We start from the raw sequence: 16609 nt of genomic DNA, 5'->3' as shown, positions 1-16609 counted from the left end.
TTTCAGCGGCGCGACGGGCGCCACACGCGCACGTCGGCCGGGTGCGCCCCTGCTTCAGGTCGAAGGCGCGATGGCCTCGGCATATTCGTAGAGGGCGCCGAGGATCTCCTCGCCACGCTCGTCGGCCGTCTCGGCCAGCGCATCGATTTCGGCGAAGAGCTGATCGACATTGCGCGCCCCGCCCGCGCCTTCGAGGAGACGCGCCGCGCGGTGCGCTTCCCAGCGCGCGGCCTGCTCGGCATCGAGCGTTTCGGGAAAGTTGCGGGCAAGGTAGCGAAACACCAGTTCCTCCAGCCGCGGGTCGTCGAAACCGGTGCGCGAGCGCGCCAGCTCGGCAGGCGACAGGCCGCGCAGTTGCGTGAGCCGGCGCCGGTCGTCGTTGCCGACGAAGCCGCCATACAGGTCCTCGTCGACGTCGGGCGTCTCTTCGCGCGGCCGCTCGTAGACCTGCGGCCAGATGGCGCTCATGTCGGGCAAGGCCGCCGCCAGCGCTGCGTGACGCATCGCCGTCTCCAGGTCGATGCCCCAGCGCGTCGCCATGGCCGGTGCCAGCGTCTTCAGGTTGCCGACCACCATCGGCGACTTGTTGAGGTGCACGCCCTTCACGGGCAGGCGCAACACGCCTTCCGGCAGATCGGCGCTTCGCGTGAAGAGGCGCAGGCGCAGGGTCGCAACGTCGAGGTCGCGCAGTTCGCTCGGGTCGTGAGCGAGGTCCCAGGCAAGCAGCTCGTTCTTGTTGCTCGGATGGCTCGCCAGCGGCCACATGACCGCCAGGCAGCCGCGTTCGGCCGGGAACATGCCCGAGACATGCAGGAAGGGCCGCGCCGTCTCGCGCATGGCCGGCAACCCAAGCTCCGCAGCGACGCGGTCCTTCTTGTGCAGCGCCAGCGCGAAATCGAAGAGCTTGGGTTGGCGCGTGCGGATGAGGCGCGCCAGCGCGATGGTGGCGCGTACGTCCGACAGCGCATCGTGCGCCGCCTCGTGCAGCAGCCCGTTGGCGCGCGCCAGGTCTTCCAGCTTGAAGCTCTGGGAGCCGTCGTCCTTCTTCGGCCACTCGATTCCCTCGGGCCGAAGCGCATAGCACAGCCGCACGACATCGAGCAGGTCCCAGCGGCCGCAGTCGTTCTGCCACTCGCGTGCGTAGGGGTCGATGAGATTGCGCCAGAACAGGAAGCGCGTCACCTCGTCGTCGAAGCGGATGGTGTTGTAGCCCACGCCGATGGTGCCGGGCTGCGAGAACGCGGCTTCGATCTGCGCGGCGAACTCGTGCTCGGGAAGTCCGCGCTCGAGGCACAGCTGCGGCGTGATGCCGGTGATCAGGCAGGACTCCGGACTCGGCAGATAGTCCGGCGCAGGCTTGCAATAGATCATCAGCGGCTCGCCGACCTCGTTGAGCTCGGCGTCGGTGCGAATGGCCGCGAACTGCGCCGGCCGGTCACGCCGCGGCACGACGCCGAAGGTCTCGTAGTCGTGCCAAAGAAAAGTCTGCTTCGTCATCAAATGCTTTCTCCCTCTTGCCTTTTTGCTTTCGCGTCCTTCGCGAGATCTTCGCGTCGTTTGCGTCTTTCGCGCCCCGATGTCCGGCCCGCCGCTCCTACAGAAGCGGCGAAAACAGCCGAGCAGTTGCATCGCCAAGGCGGCGCAGGAAACCCTGGCGCCGCTGCCCACGAATCGCGGCAGCGCTGTGCAGGTCGGTCTCGAACTGCGCCGCGAGCGGCTCCGCGAGCGCCGGGCCGTAGATCACGGCGCACACCTCGAAATTGAGCCGGAAGCTGCGATTGTCGAAGTTGGCGGTGCCGATGATCGCGCAGTTGTCGTCCACCACCAGCGTCTTGGAATGCAGCATGCGCGCCTTGTACTCCCAGATCTTGACGCCGGCGGCGGTCAGCTCGTCATAGTAGGAGCGCGCAGCGGCGCTCACGATCAGCGAATCGCTGCGGCGCGGCACCAGCAGGCGGACGTCCACGCCGCGCAGGGCTGCGCTGGTCAGCGCCATCAGCGCCGGCTCGCCCGGCACGAAGTACGGCGTGGTGAGCCAGGCCCGGTGCGAGGCCGAATGGATGGCCGCGACGTGCATGCGATGGATGGCTTCGAGACCGCTGTCGGGACCGCTGGTGACGATCTGCACCGGGATGTCGCCTGCGCCGTCCTGGCCCGCCAGACGCGGCAGCAGGACGTCGAGCGCATGATTGATGCGACGCGGGTCCTCCCCGGTGGCATAGGTCCAGTCCTCGAGGAAGGTAGTCTGCAGCCAGCGCACCGCGCTGCCTTCGATGCGCAGGTGGGCGTCGTGGTAGGCGTCGGGCCTGATGCGGCGGTCTTCCTCGTCGGTGATGTTGACGCCGCCGGTGAAGCCGACGCGCCCGTCGCACACCACGATCTTGCGGTGGGTGCGGTAGTTGGTCACCGGTCGCAGCCGCCGGCCGATGCGGGTGTCGTGGAACAGCGCGACTTCGACACCGGCCTCGAGCATGGGCGCCATGAAGCGGCGCCCGATGCGCTTGGAGCCCAGCGCATCGAGCAGCAGGCGCACGGTAACGCCATTGCGCGCCCGTTCGATCAGCAGGTCGCGCAGCGCCGTGCCGGTCCTGTCGGGCTCGAAGATGTAGTACTCGAGGTGGACGTGGTCGCGCGCCTGGCGGATCGCCTCGAAGATGGCGTCGAAGGTGCGGGCACCGCCCGACAGCAGCTCGGCGGCCGTCGCGCTCGATACCGGAAGCCCGCAGGCGGCCGTGCCGAGCGCGGCCATCTGGCGCCACGCCGGCGGCGCCCGATCGGCCGCCGCGCGCAGGCTCGCCACATCGGCCGGCGCCTGGGCGATGGCGCGGCTGCGCAGCCGCTTGAGGCGCTGCTTCTTCAGCCGCTGCGGCCCGAGGAAGTAGTAGATGAGGAATCCCGCGAAAGGCAGCAGCGCCAGCGAGAGGATCCAGCTCATCGTCGAGACCGGCGCGCGCTTCTGCATCACGATCCAGACGGAAAGCACCGCGATGTAGCCGCTCCACGCGAGGGAGAGGCCGGTCTTCCATTCCTGGCTTAGCTCGGGGAGGATCAAAGGGCGAAGATGAGGGGAAAGGTTCGTGCAACAAAAAAGGCCGGTAGCGCGAATGCTACCGGCCTTGGGACAGTGTCCCTGGGATCGCAGATCAGCCCGCGGCGGCCTCTTCGGCTTCGGGCTTGGCGCGCCCTTCCTTCTTCGGCAGCGGCTGGATGTCCAGCTGGACCTCTTCCTTGTCGTCGAGGTCGACGGTGAGGCGGCCACCTTCCTGCAGGCGTCCGAACAGCAGCTCGTCTGCCAGGGCGCGACGGATCGTGTCCTGGATCAGGCGCTGCATCGGGCGGGCACCCATCAGCGGATCGAAGCCCTTCTTGGCCAGGTGCTTGCGCAGCACGTCGGTGAAGGTGACGTCGACCTTCTTCTCGGCCAACTGCGTCTCGAGCTGCAGCAGGAACTTGTCGACCACGCGCAGGATGATCTGCTCGTCCAGCGCCTTGAAGCTCACGATCGCATCCAGGCGGTTGCGGAACTCCGGCGTGAACAGGCGCTTGATGTCGCCCATCTCGTCGCCGGACTGGCGCGGGTTGGTGAAGCCGATGGTCGCCTTGTTCATGGTCTCGGCGCCCGCGTTGGTGGTCATCACGATGATCACGTTGCGGAAGTCGGCCTTGCGCCCGTTGTTGTCCGTCAGCGTGCCGTGGTCCATCACCTGCAGCAGCACGTTGAAGATGTCCGGATGCGCCTTCTCGATCTCGTCGAGCAGCAGCACCGCGTGCGGCTTCTTCGTGATGGCCTCGGTCAGGAGGCCGCCCTGGTCGAAGCCGACGTAGCCCGGAGGCGCGCCGATCAGCCGGCTGACCGCGTGGCGCTCCATGTACTCCGACATGTCGAAGCGGATCAGCTCGATGCCCATGATGTAGGCGAGCTGCTTCGCGGCCTCGGTCTTGCCGACGCCGGTCGGGCCGCTGAACAGGAAGGAGCCGATCGGCTTGTCGTCGCGGCCCAGGCCGGAACGCGCCATCTTGACGGACGAGGCCAGCACCTCGAGCGCCTTGTCCTGGCCGAACACCACGCTCTTGAGGTCGCGCTCGATGTTCTGCAGCTTGCCGCGGTCGTCATTCGAGACGTTGGCCGGGGGAATGCGCGCGATCTTGGCGACGATTTCCTCGACCTCGCTCTTGCTGATGGTCTTCTTGCGCTTGTTCGCAGGCAGGATGCGCTGGGCGGCACCGGCCTCGTCGATCACGTCGATCGCCTTGTCGGGCAGGTGACGGTCGTTGATGTACTTGGCGCTCAGCTCCGCCGCCGCCTGCAGCGCAGCCACGCCGTACTTCACGCCGTGATGCTCCTCGAAGCGCGACTTCAGGCCCTTCAGGATGTCGACCGTTTCCTGCACGGTCGGCTCGACCACGTCGACCTTCTGGAACCGACGCGACAGGGCCGCATCCTTCTCGAAGATGCCGCGGTACTCGGTGAAGGTGGTGGCGCCGATGCACTTGAGCGCGCCGCTGGACAGGGCGGGCTTCAGCAGGTTCGACGCGTCCAGCGTACCGCCAGAGGCGGCGCCGGCACCGATCAGCGTGTGGATCTCGTCGATGAAGAGGATCGCGTTCGGCTTGTCCTTGAGGGACTTGAGCACGCCCTTCAGGCGCTGCTCGAAGTCGCCGCGGTACTTGGTGCCGGCCAGCAGCGCGCCCATGTCCAGCGAGTACACGTGGGACTCGGCCAGGATCTCCGGCACGTCGCCCTGCGTGATGCGCCACGCCAGGCCTTCGGCGATCGCGGTCTTGCCGACGCCGGCCTCGCCGACCAGCAGCGGGTTGTTCTTGCGGCGGCGGCACAGGATCTGGATCACCCGCTCGACCTCGTACTCGCGGCCGATCAGCGGGTCGATCTTGCCGTCCTTGGCCATCTGGTTGAGGTTCTGGGTGAACTGCTCGAGCGGGGACGACTTCTCGTTCTTCTCGCCGCCGCCTTCTTCACTCTCGGATGAGGATTCGCCGCTGCTCTTGGTGGCTTCCGGCGGATCGCTCTTCTTGATGCCGTGGGCGATGAAGTTCACCACGTCCAGCCGCGTCACGCCCTGCTGGTGCAGGTAGTAGACCGCGTGCGAATCCTTCTCGCCGAAGATCGCGACCAGCACGTTGGCGCCGGTGACTTCCTTCTTGCCGTTGCCCGTGGACTGGACATGCATGATGGCGCGCTGGATCACGCGCTGGAAGCCGAGCGTGGGCTGGGTGTCCACGTCGTCCGTACCCGCCACCTGCGGCGTGTTGTCCTTGATGAAATTGGTGAGCGACGCACGCAGGTCGTCGACATTGGCCGAGCAGGCGCGCAGAACTTCCGCGGCACTCGGGTTGTCCAGCAAAGCGAGCAAAAGATGCTCCACCGTGATGAACTCGTGGCGCTGCTGCCTGGCTTCGACAAAAGCCATATGCAGGCTGACTTCCAGTTCCTGGGCAATCATGAGATTTCCTTTTGCCTTGCTGTAAATAAATTTTCAGATGGGTTGGAGCGCAATTTATTCAACCGGTTCACTGACGCATTGGAGCGGATGCCCGGCCTGGTGCGCCGCCTCCATCACCTGATTGACCTTCGTGGCCGCCATGTCACGCGAATAAACGCCGCAGATACCGCGCCCGTCGAGATGGATCTTGAGCATGATCTGGGTGGCGGTCTCGCGGTCCTTGTTGAAGAACTCCTGGATCACGACGATCACGAACTCCATGGGCGTGTAGTCGTCATTGAGCATCACGACCTGATACATCTGCGGCGGCGCAGTCTTCTGCGGGCGCCGCTCGATCACGACCGCATCGCCATCGTCCTGCCCCGGCGTCACGGCCGGGGGCTTGGGAGGATTCGAGGGGATTTTGGTAGCCATGAAAATCATTTTATCGAGCCGCCCGCAGCTTGCAGCGCCCGTGATGGAACAACTGGTGCCAGCTTTGTGACATTCAAGACGCAGGCGCCGCAATTGCCCCAAAACGCACGCAAGCGGCGTGCCTCCCAGCGCAACTCGGGGCCAGGGCAAAGAAAAAAGCCCCGGCGCCTTGCGGAGCCGGGGCCGGGAGCTGCCAGCGCCCATTGCGCCGCGCGACGCCTTACATGTTGTCGATCATGACCTGGCCGAAGCCCGAGCAGCTCACCTGGGTCGCGCCGTCCATCAGGCGGGCGAAGTCGTAGGTGACCTTCTTGCTCGCAATGGATTTTTCCATGGAGCGGATGATCAGGTCGGCGGCCTCGGTCCAGCCCATGTGGCGCAGCATCATCTCGGCGGACAGGATCTCGGAGCCGGGGTTGACGTAGTCCTTGCCGGCGTACTTGGGCGCCGTGCCGTGGGTGGCTTCGAACATGGCGACCGTGTCGCTCAGGTTGGCGCCGGGGGCGATGCCGATGCCGCCGACCTGGGCCGCCAGCGCGTCGGAGACGTAGTCGCCGTTCAGGTTCAGGGTGGCAATAACGCTGTACTCGGCCGGGCGCAGCAGGATCTGTTGCAGGAAGGCGTCGGCAATCGAGTCCTTGACGGTGATTTCCTTGCCGGTCCTGGGGTTCTTGAACTTCATCCAGGGACCGCCGTCGATCAGCTCGGCGCCGAACTCCTTGGCCGCCAGGCCGTAGGCCCAGTCGCGGAAGCCACCCTCGGTGAACTTCATGATGTTGCCCTTGTGCACGATCGTCACGCTGGGCTTGTCGTTGTCGATCGCGTACTGGATCGCCTTGCGCACCAGGCGCTCCGTGCCCTCGCGCGATACCGGCTTGATGCCGATGCCCGAGGTGTTGGGGAAACGGATCTTCTTGACCCCGAATTCGTCCTGCAGGATCTTGATGAGCTTCTTGGCCTTGTCGCTTTCGGCTTCGAACTCGATGCCGGCGTAGATGTCCTCCGAGTTCTCGCGGAAGATCACCATGTTGGTCTTGTGCGGCTCCTTGACCGGGCTGGGCACGCCCTCGAAATACTGGATGGGACGCAGGCAGACGTACAGGTCGAGTTCCTGGCGCAAGGCGACGTTCAGGGAGCGGATACCGCCGCCGACCGGGGTGGTCAGCGGGCCCTTGATGGAGACCACGTAGTCGCGCACCGCATGCAGGGTTTCCTCCGGGAGCCAGACGTCGGGCCCGTAAACCTTGGTCGACTTCTCGCCGGCATAGACCTCCATCCACTGGATCTTCTTCTTGCCGCCGTAGGTCTTGGCCACCGCCGCATCGACCACCTTGATCATCACGGGCGTGATGTCCAGGCCGGTGCCGTCTCCCTCGATGAAGGGGATGATCGGCTGGTCAGGCACATTGAGGGAATTGTCGGCGTTGACAGTGATCTTCTGGCCGTCGGCCGGGACTTTGATGTGCTGATAGCTGGACATGAGAGTAAGAACTCCGGGGGATGAATTGAAGGGCAGGAAGACGCTATGTTTCCAGCCGGCTGAATAGCCGTAGAATTTTAGACGCAACCTGAGGAGCTGGAAGGCTTGTCAACCGCGGCCTTATAGCCCTCGTTGTTGACGGACCTTCTGCTGGCCGGGAGGCGTTTTCAAACCATTTCCACACAGAGGAACCTGTAATGAGCAAAGTTCTCGCAGTCATGATGGCCGGCTTGTTCGCCACCGCCGCATTCGCGCAGACCCAACCCGCCGAGATCAACCCCCAGGGTCAGGGCAAGGCCGCTGAGCGCGCCGAAACCAGGAAGGCTGCAAGGCCTGCTGGCCAAGTCAAGGCTCCTGGTGGAGACCAATCCAAGGTCGCCGAAGGCAGCGGCGGCGTGACCGCCACCGGCGCCGACAAGGCCGCCCAAGCCCGTCGCGATACGCGCGATGCACGCCGTCCCGCCAAGGGCGGCGGCAAGAAGCCGGTTCCCGCCCAAGGCGGTACGCCTCAGTAAGCCATCCGGCCCTGAATCGAAAAAGCGTTCTTCGGAACGCTTTTTTTTTGGCTGTGCGGGCGTCCGCGCTGAGCACATGAAGGTGTAAGCTCCGCAACCGAATCACCCGTGCCCGCCACTGCGGGCATTTTCGTTTGCGCCGTCCCTTGTTCCACAGCCGCCTATGTTCCAGCGCCTTGCCGTCCTGCTCGCACTCGCCGCCGCGCTGCTCGCACCAGCCCACGCGCAGCAGCCACAGACCGATCTCCGGCGTGTCCGGTTGACCGCGGGCATGTACCAGATCGACGCCCAGGTCGCCGAGACCCCGACACAGCGGCAGATCGGCCTGATGTTCCGCAAGGAGATGCCTCAGAACGAGGGCATGATCTTCGTCTTCGAGCAGCCCGCCACCCAGTGTTTCTGGATGCGCAACACCTTGCTGCCGCTGACCGCCGCCTTCGTGGCCGATGACGGGCGCATCGTCAACCTGGCGGACATGAAGCCGCAGACCGACGACTCCCACTGCTCCGAGGAGCCCGTGCGCTTCGTGCTCGAGATGAACCAGGGCTGGTTCACCCACAAGAACATCAAGAAGGGCGCGAAGCTGAACGGCGAACTGTTCTCCAACAGGCGCTGAGCCGCGCGGGCGCCCACGAAAAAGCCGACCCGCGGGTCGCTTTTTTCTCTTGCAGCAGCGAGTCGGCTCAGCCGAAGTTCTTCGCCGCGAAGTCCCAGTTCACCAGCTTGGCGAAGAAGGTCTCGACGTACTTGGGACGCAGGTTGCGGTAGTCGATGTAGTAGGCGTGCTCCCAGACGTCCACCGTCAGCAGCGGCTTGTCGCCCGTGGTCAGGGGCGTGCCCGCGGCCCCCATGTTGACGATGTCCACCGTGCCGTCGGCCTTTTTCACCAGCCAGGTCCAGCCCGAGCCGAAGTTGCCCACCGCCGACTTCACGAAGGCTTCCTTGAAGGCCGCGTAGCTGCCCCACTTGGCGTCGATTGCCTTGGCCAGCGCGCCGCTGGGCTCGCCGCCCCCGCCGGGCTTCATGCAGTTCCAGAAGAAGGTGTGGTTCCAGATCTGAGCGGCGTTGTTGTAGATGCCGCCGCTGGACTTCTTGACGATCTCCTCGAGTTCCATGTTTTCGAACTCGGTGCCCTTCTGCAGATTGTTCAGGTTCACCACATAGGCGTTGTGGTGCTTGCCGTAGTGGTACTCCAGCGTCTCCTTGGAGTACTCGGGCGCCAGCGCGTCCAACGGGTATGGCAGAGGTGGGAGGACGTGTTCCATGTCTTTTCTCGCAGGTTGGTTGTGGGATGAAGCATTCTAGAAAGGAATCAGGAGCCTCGCGTCGGACGCAGTCCTGTCGTCTCCGTTCGCACGACCGTCATGTCGGCCGTGCCGTCGGCAAGCTTCGCCTGGACCGTATCGCCCGGCGCGAGCTGCTGCGCTCGGGTGATCGCCCGGCCGTCCGCGCCCGTGAGCCAGGCATAGCCGCGCTCGAGGACCAGCGTCGGATCGAGCAGTTGCAGCCGCAGCGCCGCCCGTTCGAGCCGCTCTCTTCGCTGCATCAGCGCGCGCGCGAAATCGAGAGGCAGCTCGGCTTGCAACTCCTGCTGTCTCCGGGCGAGTCGCTGGGTCCGCGCCAGCATGGCGTGCCGAAAGCGCTGCGCGTGCTGCGCCAGGCGCAGTTGCTGGCGCAGCACCAGCGTCGAGGGGCGTGCGAGACGGGCAGCCGCGTCGTCGACCCGCTGATTCAGCGCGTCCAGGCGCGCGGAAAGCGCGGTGCGCAGGCGCCCTTCGAGCAATGCCAGCGCGCCGAGCCACAGCTCGCGCGGGGCGGCCACGAGCTCCGCTGCAGCGGTGGGTGTCGGCGCGCGCAGGTCGGCGCAGAAATCGGCGATGGTGAAGTCGGTTTCATGGCCGACGCCGCTGATGACGGGCACCGGGCTCTGCACGATCGTGCGCGCGAGCATTTCGTCGTTGAATGCCCAGAGATCCTCGATGGAGCCGCCGCCGCGCACCAGCAGGATCACGTCGACCTCGGGTCGCAGCGCGTAGAGGGATTGCAGCGCGCGTGCCAGTTCCGCCGGCGCACCCGCGCCCTGGACCGCGGCGGGCACCAGCACCACAGGGATGTGCGGCACGCGGCGCCGCAGGCAGGTGACCACGTCGTGCAGCGCGGCGGCGCCGGGCGAAGTCACGAGGCCGATCGCGCGCGGCATGGCGGGCAACGGCCGCTTGCGCGCGGTATCGAACAGGCCCTCGGCCTCCAACCGCGCCTTGCGTTGCAGGAACTGCTCGAACAGCGCGCCCTGCCCAGCCCGGCGCAGGCTCTCGACCACCAGTTGCAGGTCGCCTCGCGGCTCGTACACTGCGAGGCGCCCGCGAACCTCGACCTGGTCGCCGTCCCGCGGGTGAAAGTCAAGCAGGCCCGCGGCACGCCTGAACATGGCGCAGCGCAGCTGGCCGTTTTCGTCCTTCAGCGCAAAGTAGCAATGACCGCTGGCGGCGCGCGAGAAGCCGCTGATCTCGCCACGCACCGCGACCGGGTTGAAGCGGGCATCAAGCGCATCCGCGACTGCGCGGCACAGCGCGCCAACGTTCCAGACGCGCGGGCCGACAGGCTGCGGCTCAAATTCGCTCATGGGCCGACGGGGATCGGGTGGCCAGTCGTCCACAAGCAGGCAAATGGCTTACGGGGACCTGGGGGCATTGGCATCTCATGCACGAGTTCACGTGCAAGCCTTTGATTCGATTGAAGAAAGTGCTGCTCAAAATTCAGTCGATCCAGCGCGAGGCCCATGGAATGAGGCTGGTTGCCTCTTGGCTCGCGGGTTAGCCACAAAGTTATCCACAGAACTTGTGGGCCGTGGCTGACAGGCAAATACAAATCGGAACATCTGCTGCTGACGGTGGATAATCGCCGCGCATTTGCAGTCCACGGGCCGGAGGGATTTCCTTGTTTTCGATCATAGTTGCTGCGGGCTGGCCAATTTGGCCGCTGCTCGCCTGTTCGGTGGTGGGGCTCGCGTTGGTCATCGAGCGATTCACCAGCCTGAAGACCTCCAAGGTTCTTCCTCCCAAATTGCTCGACGAGGCCATTACGGTGTCTCGCAACGCGATTCCGGGTCCGGACGTCGTGACCAAGCTGGAGCGGAACTCGGGACTCGGCGAAGTGCTGGCGGCCGGCTTCCGCCACATGAATGCCAACCCCCAATCGACCGAGGACGACCTGCGCGCGTCCATGGAGGCCGCCGGACGCATCGTCGCCCACCGGCTCGAACGCTACCTGCCGGCGCTGGCGACCATCGCGTCGGCGGCGCCGCTGCTCGGCCTGCTGGGCACGGTGATCGGCATGATCGAGATCTTCGGCTCGCAGTCGCCCAGCACCGGCGCGGTCGGCTCCGGCAACCCGGCGCAAATGGCGCACGGCATTTCCATCGCGCTCTACAACACGGCCTTCGGGCTGATCGTGGCGATCCCGGCCCTGATCTTCTGGCGTTACTTCCGCACCCGCGTCGACGAATACCTGCTCAACCTCGAGCTCGCCGGCGAACGCTTCGCCCGCCACCTGAACACGCTGCGGTCATGAACGCCACCACGCTTGCCACTTCGCGTGCTGCGTTGCCGCCCAAGAGGCGCTTCGGCGGAGACCGGCCATGAGGCGGATGCACTTCAGCCACGGGTCGAAGGAAGAGCCCGAGATCAATCTCATCCCCTTCATCGACGTGCTGCTGGTCGTGCTCATCTTCCTGATGCTGTCGACCACCTACAGCAAGTTCACGGAAATGCAGCTGCGCCTGCCGGTGGCCGATGTGGAGGCCCAGCGCGACTACCCGAAGGAGGTGATCGTCGGTGTCTCCGCCGACGGCCGCTACTCGATCAACAAGACCGTGCTGCCCGATCGCAGCGTGGAAGCAGTGGCCGAGGCCCTGGGCGCCGCGTCCAACGGCGGCAAGGACAGCATCGTGATCATCAGCGCCGATGCCACCACCGCCCATCAATCGGTGATCACGGTGATGGAAGCCGCGCGTCGCGCCGGCCTCATGCAGATCACCTTCGCCACCCAGTCGGCCGCACGGGCGGGACGTTAGTTTGGACCTGCAGGGGGCTTGGCTGCACCGCGGAGTGCTCGCGGGCTTGCTGTGGCCCCTCTCCCTTGTCTATGGGACGCTGACGGCCCTCCGGCGAACGCTATATCGCCTGGGGTTGCTCGGCACCGAGCGAGTCGGCGTGCCGGTGGTGGTGGTCGGCAACGTGATCGCCGGCGGCTCGGGCAAGACGCCGGTCGTGATGGCCGTGGTACGCCACCTCCAGGCGCGCGGACTGAAAGTGGGCGTGGTCTCGCGCGGCTACGGCCGGACCACCGACGACTGCCGGGAAGTGCACGAGGACAGCGACCCGCGCGAGGTCGGCGACGAGCCGGCCTTGATCCGCCGTTCGACCGGGGCGCCGGTCTTCGTGGCGCGGCGCCGCATCGAGGCCGCGCGTGCCTTGCTGGCGCGCCACCCGGGCACGCAGTGCATCGTGAGCGACGACGGCCTGCAGCACCTGGCGCTGGCACGCGACATCGAGATCTGCGTCTTCGACGACCGCGGCACGGGCAATGGCTGGTTGCTGCCCGCCGGGCCGCTGCGCGAGCGCTGGCCACGGCACTGCGATCTGGTGCTCCACACCGGCGCGCGCCCTGCTTTCGCCGGCTTCACGGCGCAGCGTTCGCTCGCCAATGCGGCCTTGCGGCTGGACGGCACCCCGGTGCCGCTCGCATCGCTTGCGGGCCGGCCGCTGGTGGCCGTTGCGGGCATCGCAAAGCCCGAGGCCTTCTTTCAGATGCTGCGTGATCGCGGGTTCGCGCCGCAGCAGTGCATTGCGCTGCCCGACCACCACGATTTCACCGACTGGCAAGCGCCGCCGGGCACAGGCTACGTGCTGCTGTGCACCGAGAAAGATGCGCTCAAGCTGTGGCGCCGCGCGCCCGACGCGCTCGCGCTGCCGCTGGTGTTCCAACCCGAGCCGGCCTTCTTCCGCGCACTCGACGCAAAGCTATCATCGCTCGATGGACACCAAGCTGCTTGAACTGCTCGTCTGCCCCGTGACCAAGGGACCGCTCACCTGGCATCCCGAGGCGCAGGAGCTGCGCTCGCGCAGCGCCCGCCTGGCCTACCCGGTACGCGACGGCATTCCGGTGCTGCTCGAGACCGAGGCCCGCACGCTGTCCGACGAGGAACTGGGGCTCTGAGCTTGCGCTACGCCGTCCTGATCCCGGCGCGGCTCGCCTCCACGCGACTGCCCGACAAGCCCCTGGCGGACATCGCCGGCGTGCCCATGGTGGTGCGTGTCGCACAGCGTTCGCGACAGTCCCGCGCCGAGCGCGTGGTGGTCGCCGCCGATGACGCTCGCATCGTCGCCGCCTGCGAGGCGCACGGCGTCGAGGTCTTGCTGACCCGGACCGATCATGCCAGCGGCAGTGACCGCCTGGCCGAAGCCTGCGTGCAGCTGGGGCTTGCGGACGACGAGATCGTGGTGAACGTCCAGGGCGACGAGCCGCTGATCGATCCATCTCTGATCGACGCCGTTGCCCGAACCCTGGCTTCGCATCCCGATGCGGCGATGAGCACGGCCGCGCATGCCATCGATTCCCTCGAGGACTTCCTCAATCCCAACGTCGTCAAGACGGTGCTCGACGCCCGGGGCAACGCGCTCTACTTCAGCCGGGCACCGATCCCCTGGTGGCGCGACGGCTTCGCGAAGAACGGGCCGACGGCCTTGCCGACTTCCCCGTCACCGCTGCGCCATATCGGCATCTACGGCTACCGCGCGGGCTTCGTGCGGCAGTTCCCGGATCTGCCGCCTGCGCCCGTGGAGGCGACCGAGGCGCTGGAGCAGTTGCGCGCCCAGTGGCACGGCTATCGCATCGCCGTGCATGTGAGCACGCATGCGCCCGGCCCGGGGATCGACACGCCCGAAGACCTCGCGCGGGTCCGCGCCCTTTTCGCCGCCTGATCACGCCCGCCGGCGGGCGTATTCGCTCGAGAGTGCGTGCTATCCTCGACGCAACTCCGCCCTATGCAACGCAGTCACCGGCATGCCAGGCGCGACAGAAGATCGAAGAACCTCCGAGGACACCATGAGACTGATTTTGTTGGGCGCCCCCGGGGCGGGCAAGGGCACACAGGCTGCCTTCATCTGCCAGAAGTACGGCATTCCTCAAATCTCCACCGGCGACATGTTGCGCGCGGCCGTCAAGGCCGGCACCCCGCTCGGCCTGCAGGCCAAGGCGGTGATGGCCTCCGGCGCATTGGTGAGCGACGACCTGATCATCGACCTGGTCAAGGAGCGCCTCGCGCTGCCGGACTGCGCCAACGGCTTTCTCTTCGACGGCTTCCCCCGGACCATCCCGCAGGCCGACGCCATGCGTGCAGCCAACGTCAAGCTCGACTACGTGCTCGAGATCGACGTGCCCTTCGCCGACATCATCGAGCGCATGAGCGGCCGCCGCTCGCACCCGGCGTCCGGGCGCATCTACCACGTCAAGTTCAACCCGCCGAAGGTCGACGGCAAGGACGACATCACGGGCGAAGACCTGATCCAGCGCGACGACGACAAGGAAGAGACGGTGCGCCACCGCCTCGAGGTCTACAGCCAGCAGACCCGGCCGCTGGTCGACTACTACGCAGCCTGGGCCAAGGCCGAACCCGAGACCGCGCCGAAGTACCGGGTGATCAGCGGCGTCGGCAGCGTCGACGAAATCACCCAGCGCGCGCTGGCTGCCTTGGCGAGCTGATCGTCAGGCAGGGCTGGAACGCAGCCCGTAGGCCTTGCCGTCGACGAACAGGTATTCGACGCGCATCACGGGCTCTCCCTTTTCTTCCTTGAACGTGAAGCCCACCGCAGAGACAGCGGTGCCCGGCTTGATCTCCGCGACCTTCCAGGCCTCCATGCGCGTCAGCGGCGCGAGTTCGAGCTCCCACTGGCGGTCAGTGCGGCGAGGCGCGGTTGCCCGCGCGAGCAAGCCCGGACCGTCGACCGGCGCGCTCTGCGGGGGCAGCGCCCGTTTCCCCAGATCGGCCGGCACCTTGAGCCCGGACGGGACGTCGATCAACAGTTCCGCATGCGGGTTCTGCCAGCGCACCTGCGCCACCCTTCCTTCGAGATAGATCGGACGGTCCTGGTCGAAGCTGCTCCAGCCATGGTGGGCCCAGGCAAGGGGTGTGGCCAGCGGCAGGGACGCGGCGGCGATGACGATATCGCGACGTTTCATCGAGAAAGCTCCTCTTCAGTAGGCGATCCAACGGCCGCAGAACACGACGGCCAGCCAGATCGCAGTAGATAACAACATTTGTACCCGCGCCATCGCATCGAGTTTGTGCAGCGAGCCGCGCATGTGGAACCAGCCTGCGTTGAAGCCGGCGGCCACCAGCAGGCCCATCTTGATCAGGAAGGTCTGATTGGCCAGCAGTTCCGCCGGCTGGGTGGCGAACATCAGCGAACCGCTGGCCGCCGCAAGTGCGAAGCCGCTGGCCGCGATCGACAGCGACAACCTGGCCATGGCCGCCACCGGCAGGACGGCAGCGCGCCCGAACACCCGTACCTCGAGCGCCACCAGGTTGCCGAGCAGCAGCGCGATGCCGACGATGTGCACCACCTCCAGCGCCGGATAGAGCCAGGCGTGCGAGCGCAGGGCCTCGAACATGCGCTCAGACGCCGCCGGCCTGCGTGGCCATCAGTTCCAGCGCCAGGGCAATGCGCGCCTTCACCGGCGTCAGGGCGCCGGCGTCGCGCAGCGCAGCACCCGGCGTGGGGAGAATGCGGCCCTGCAGGCAGCGCGTGGCGCGCACGACCGCAATGCCGGCCGCCTGTGCTCGCAGCGCGGCCGCTTCCAGCGCCTCGTGCAGGGTGCCGTTGCCGGTGGCCGCGAGCACCAGGCCCTGCACCGGTTCCGCAGCGCCTGCTTGCTGCTCCAGGATCAGCGCATCGACGATGCTGCCGCGCGCCTCCGCGTGGCTCATCAGGATCTCCACACGCGGCCAGCGGGCGGCCTGCTGCATCAGCTCGAAGCACAACCGTGCAGGCTCAGGGGGCGACGCGGGCCAGTTCCTGAGCTCGCGCAAGGCGCCCTCTTCCACATAGGCCACTGGCCCCGCATCGCCGGAACCGAAGGCGTCGACCCGGTAGGTGTGTACCTTCTGCACATCGAAGGCGCTGTGCACCGCGCCCGCGCACACCGCCACCACGCCCCGCGCACGTGCGCTCGCGGCGACCGCGATGGCATCGCGTACGTTCTGCGGCCCGTCCGGCGTCAGCGCGGTTGCAGGCCGCATGGCGCTGGTCAGCACGACCGGTTTGGACGGCGCCAGCACGGACTGAAGAAAGAACGCGGTTTCCTCCAGGGTGTCCGTGCCGTGGGTGATGACCACGCCCGCTACGTCGGCCTGTGCCAGCCAGTGGGCACAGCGCTCGGCCAGGCTGCGCCAGATCCCGTAGCCCATGTCCTTGCTGTCCACCTGGGCCACCTGCTCGGTCTGCAGCGCGATGCCCGCCGGCGCCGCGATGCCCTCCAGCAACTCGGTCACGCCCACCTGGCCGGCCGTATAGCCGACGTTGTCGGCCGCTGCGGCCGAGCGGCCCGCGATGGTGCCGCCCGTGCCCAGGACGACTACACGACGCCTGCCTTCGCTGATGTTGTCGACCATGACTTGCCAAAGCTCCGGAAACTGGTTAAAAATACAGGTACTGGATATTCAGCCAGTGCCGCAAGGA

18 protein-coding genes are annotated in these 16609 nt (G+C 66.5%); 8 read left to right on the top strand and 10 right to left on the bottom strand.

Annotation, left to right across the window (positions count from 1 at the left end):
* Positions 1-54: 54 nt before the first annotated feature.
* The 5 genes from sbcB to icd all read right to left on the bottom strand — a co-directional run bounded on the left by sbcB (position 55) and on the right by icd (position 7356).
* Positions 55-1497: an exodeoxyribonuclease I gene (sbcB, locus tag ACMGEZ_RS04260; RefSeq protein WP_436821007.1), complete on the bottom strand. Its 1443-nt coding sequence runs from the start codon at positions 1495-1497 to the stop codon at positions 55-57.
* A 97-nt stretch (positions 1498-1594) separates the two neighbouring features.
* On the bottom strand, positions 1595-3052 hold the full coding sequence (gene cls / locus ACMGEZ_RS04255; protein ID WP_436821006.1) for a cardiolipin synthase: 1458 nt from the start codon (positions 3050-3052) through the stop codon (positions 1595-1597).
* Between the two features lie 91 nt (positions 3053-3143).
* Positions 3144-5462, bottom strand: coding sequence for an ATP-dependent Clp protease ATP-binding subunit ClpA (clpA, locus tag ACMGEZ_RS04250; protein ID WP_436821005.1), 2319 nt, complete (start codon positions 5460-5462; stop codon positions 3144-3146).
* A 54-nt stretch (positions 5463-5516) separates the two neighbouring features.
* Positions 5517-5876, bottom strand: a complete 360-nt coding sequence (gene clpS / locus ACMGEZ_RS04245) for an ATP-dependent Clp protease adapter ClpS (protein WP_436821004.1) — start codon at positions 5874-5876, stop codon at positions 5517-5519.
* Positions 5877-6096: 220 nt separating this feature from the next.
* Complete coding sequence (gene icd, locus ACMGEZ_RS04240; protein WP_436821003.1) at positions 6097-7356, bottom strand: NADP-dependent isocitrate dehydrogenase; 1260 nt, start codon at positions 7354-7356, stop codon at positions 6097-6099.
* Between the two features lie 197 nt (positions 7357-7553).
* On the opposite strand from icd, the gene ACMGEZ_RS04235 reads away from it, so the two are divergent.
* Both ACMGEZ_RS04235 and ACMGEZ_RS04230 read left to right on the top strand, forming a co-directional pair.
* A complete protein-coding gene (locus ACMGEZ_RS04235) occupies positions 7554-7871 on the top strand; it encodes a cell envelope biogenesis protein TolA (RefSeq protein ID WP_436821002.1) in 318 nt (105 codons plus the stop codon).
* A 163-nt stretch (positions 7872-8034) separates the two neighbouring features.
* Positions 8035-8487 carry a DUF192 domain-containing protein gene (locus tag ACMGEZ_RS04230; RefSeq protein ID WP_436821001.1) on the top strand — a complete coding sequence of 151 codons (453 nt, stop codon included), beginning with the start codon at positions 8035-8037 and terminating at the stop codon, positions 8485-8487.
* 67 nt (positions 8488-8554) lie between these two features.
* Here the strand turns inward: ACMGEZ_RS04230 and ACMGEZ_RS04225 are convergent, their stop codons facing one another.
* Complete coding sequence (locus tag ACMGEZ_RS04225; RefSeq protein WP_436821000.1) at positions 8555-9136, bottom strand: superoxide dismutase; 582 nt, start codon at positions 9134-9136, stop codon at positions 8555-8557.
* 47 nt (positions 9137-9183) lie between these two features.
* Positions 9184-10494: an exodeoxyribonuclease VII large subunit gene (gene xseA, locus ACMGEZ_RS04220; RefSeq protein WP_436820999.1), complete on the bottom strand. Its 1311-nt coding sequence runs from the start codon at positions 10492-10494 to the stop codon at positions 9184-9186.
* 314 nt (positions 10495-10808) lie between these two features.
* Here xseA and ACMGEZ_RS04215 point away from each other — a divergent pair, with 314 nt between their 5' ends.
* The 6 genes from ACMGEZ_RS04215 to adk all read left to right on the top strand — a co-directional run bounded on the left by ACMGEZ_RS04215 (position 10809) and on the right by adk (position 14633).
* Positions 10809-11441 (top strand): MotA/TolQ/ExbB proton channel family protein, encoded by a 633-nt coding sequence (locus ACMGEZ_RS04215; protein ID WP_436820998.1) that lies wholly within the window; start codon positions 10809-10811, stop codon positions 11439-11441.
* A 76-nt stretch (positions 11442-11517) separates the two neighbouring features.
* Positions 11518-11943, top strand: coding sequence for an ExbD/TolR family protein (locus ACMGEZ_RS04210; RefSeq protein WP_436821363.1), 426 nt, complete (start codon positions 11518-11520; stop codon positions 11941-11943).
* 1 nt (position 11944) lies between these two features.
* Positions 11945-12925, top strand: coding sequence for a tetraacyldisaccharide 4'-kinase (lpxK, locus tag ACMGEZ_RS04205; RefSeq protein ID WP_436820997.1), 981 nt, complete (start codon positions 11945-11947; stop codon positions 12923-12925).
* Entirely contained in the window at positions 12906-13088 is a 183-nt protein-coding gene (locus ACMGEZ_RS04200; protein ID WP_068679561.1) for a Trm112 family protein, read from the top strand. The genes lpxK and ACMGEZ_RS04200 overlap by 20 nt, the downstream gene beginning before the upstream one ends.
* A gap of 2 nt (positions 13089-13090) precedes the next feature.
* Entirely contained in the window at positions 13091-13852 is a 762-nt protein-coding gene (gene kdsB, locus ACMGEZ_RS04195; RefSeq protein ID WP_436820996.1) for a 3-deoxy-manno-octulosonate cytidylyltransferase, read from the top strand.
* A 124-nt stretch (positions 13853-13976) separates the two neighbouring features.
* Positions 13977-14633, top strand: coding sequence for an adenylate kinase (gene adk / locus ACMGEZ_RS04190; protein WP_436820995.1), 657 nt, complete (start codon positions 13977-13979; stop codon positions 14631-14633).
* Between the two features lie 3 nt (positions 14634-14636).
* Here the strand turns inward: adk and ACMGEZ_RS04185 are convergent, their stop codons facing one another.
* The 3 genes from ACMGEZ_RS04185 to ACMGEZ_RS04175 are packed head-to-tail and all read right to left on the bottom strand — an operon-like array spanning position 14637 to position 16542.
* Positions 14637-15110: a DUF6152 family protein gene (locus tag ACMGEZ_RS04185; RefSeq protein ID WP_436820994.1), complete on the bottom strand. Its 474-nt coding sequence runs from the start codon at positions 15108-15110 to the stop codon at positions 14637-14639.
* A 15-nt stretch (positions 15111-15125) separates the two neighbouring features.
* On the bottom strand, positions 15126-15542 hold the full coding sequence (locus ACMGEZ_RS04180) for a hypothetical protein (RefSeq protein ID WP_436820993.1): 417 nt from the start codon (positions 15540-15542) through the stop codon (positions 15126-15128).
* A gap of 4 nt (positions 15543-15546) precedes the next feature.
* The gene (locus tag ACMGEZ_RS04175) at positions 15547-16542 is read right to left on the bottom strand and encodes an asparaginase (protein ID WP_436820992.1); all 996 of its coding nucleotides are present in this window, start codon (positions 16540-16542) and stop codon (positions 15547-15549) included.
* Positions 16543-16609 lie beyond the last annotated feature (67 nt).

The organism is Variovorax stachyos, from assembly GCF_051400855.1.
GTDB lineage: Bacteria > Pseudomonadota > Gammaproteobacteria > Burkholderiales > Burkholderiaceae_C > Variovorax.
Note: the sequence above shows the minus strand (reverse complement) of the source record. Positions and strands in the feature narration are given on the sequence as shown.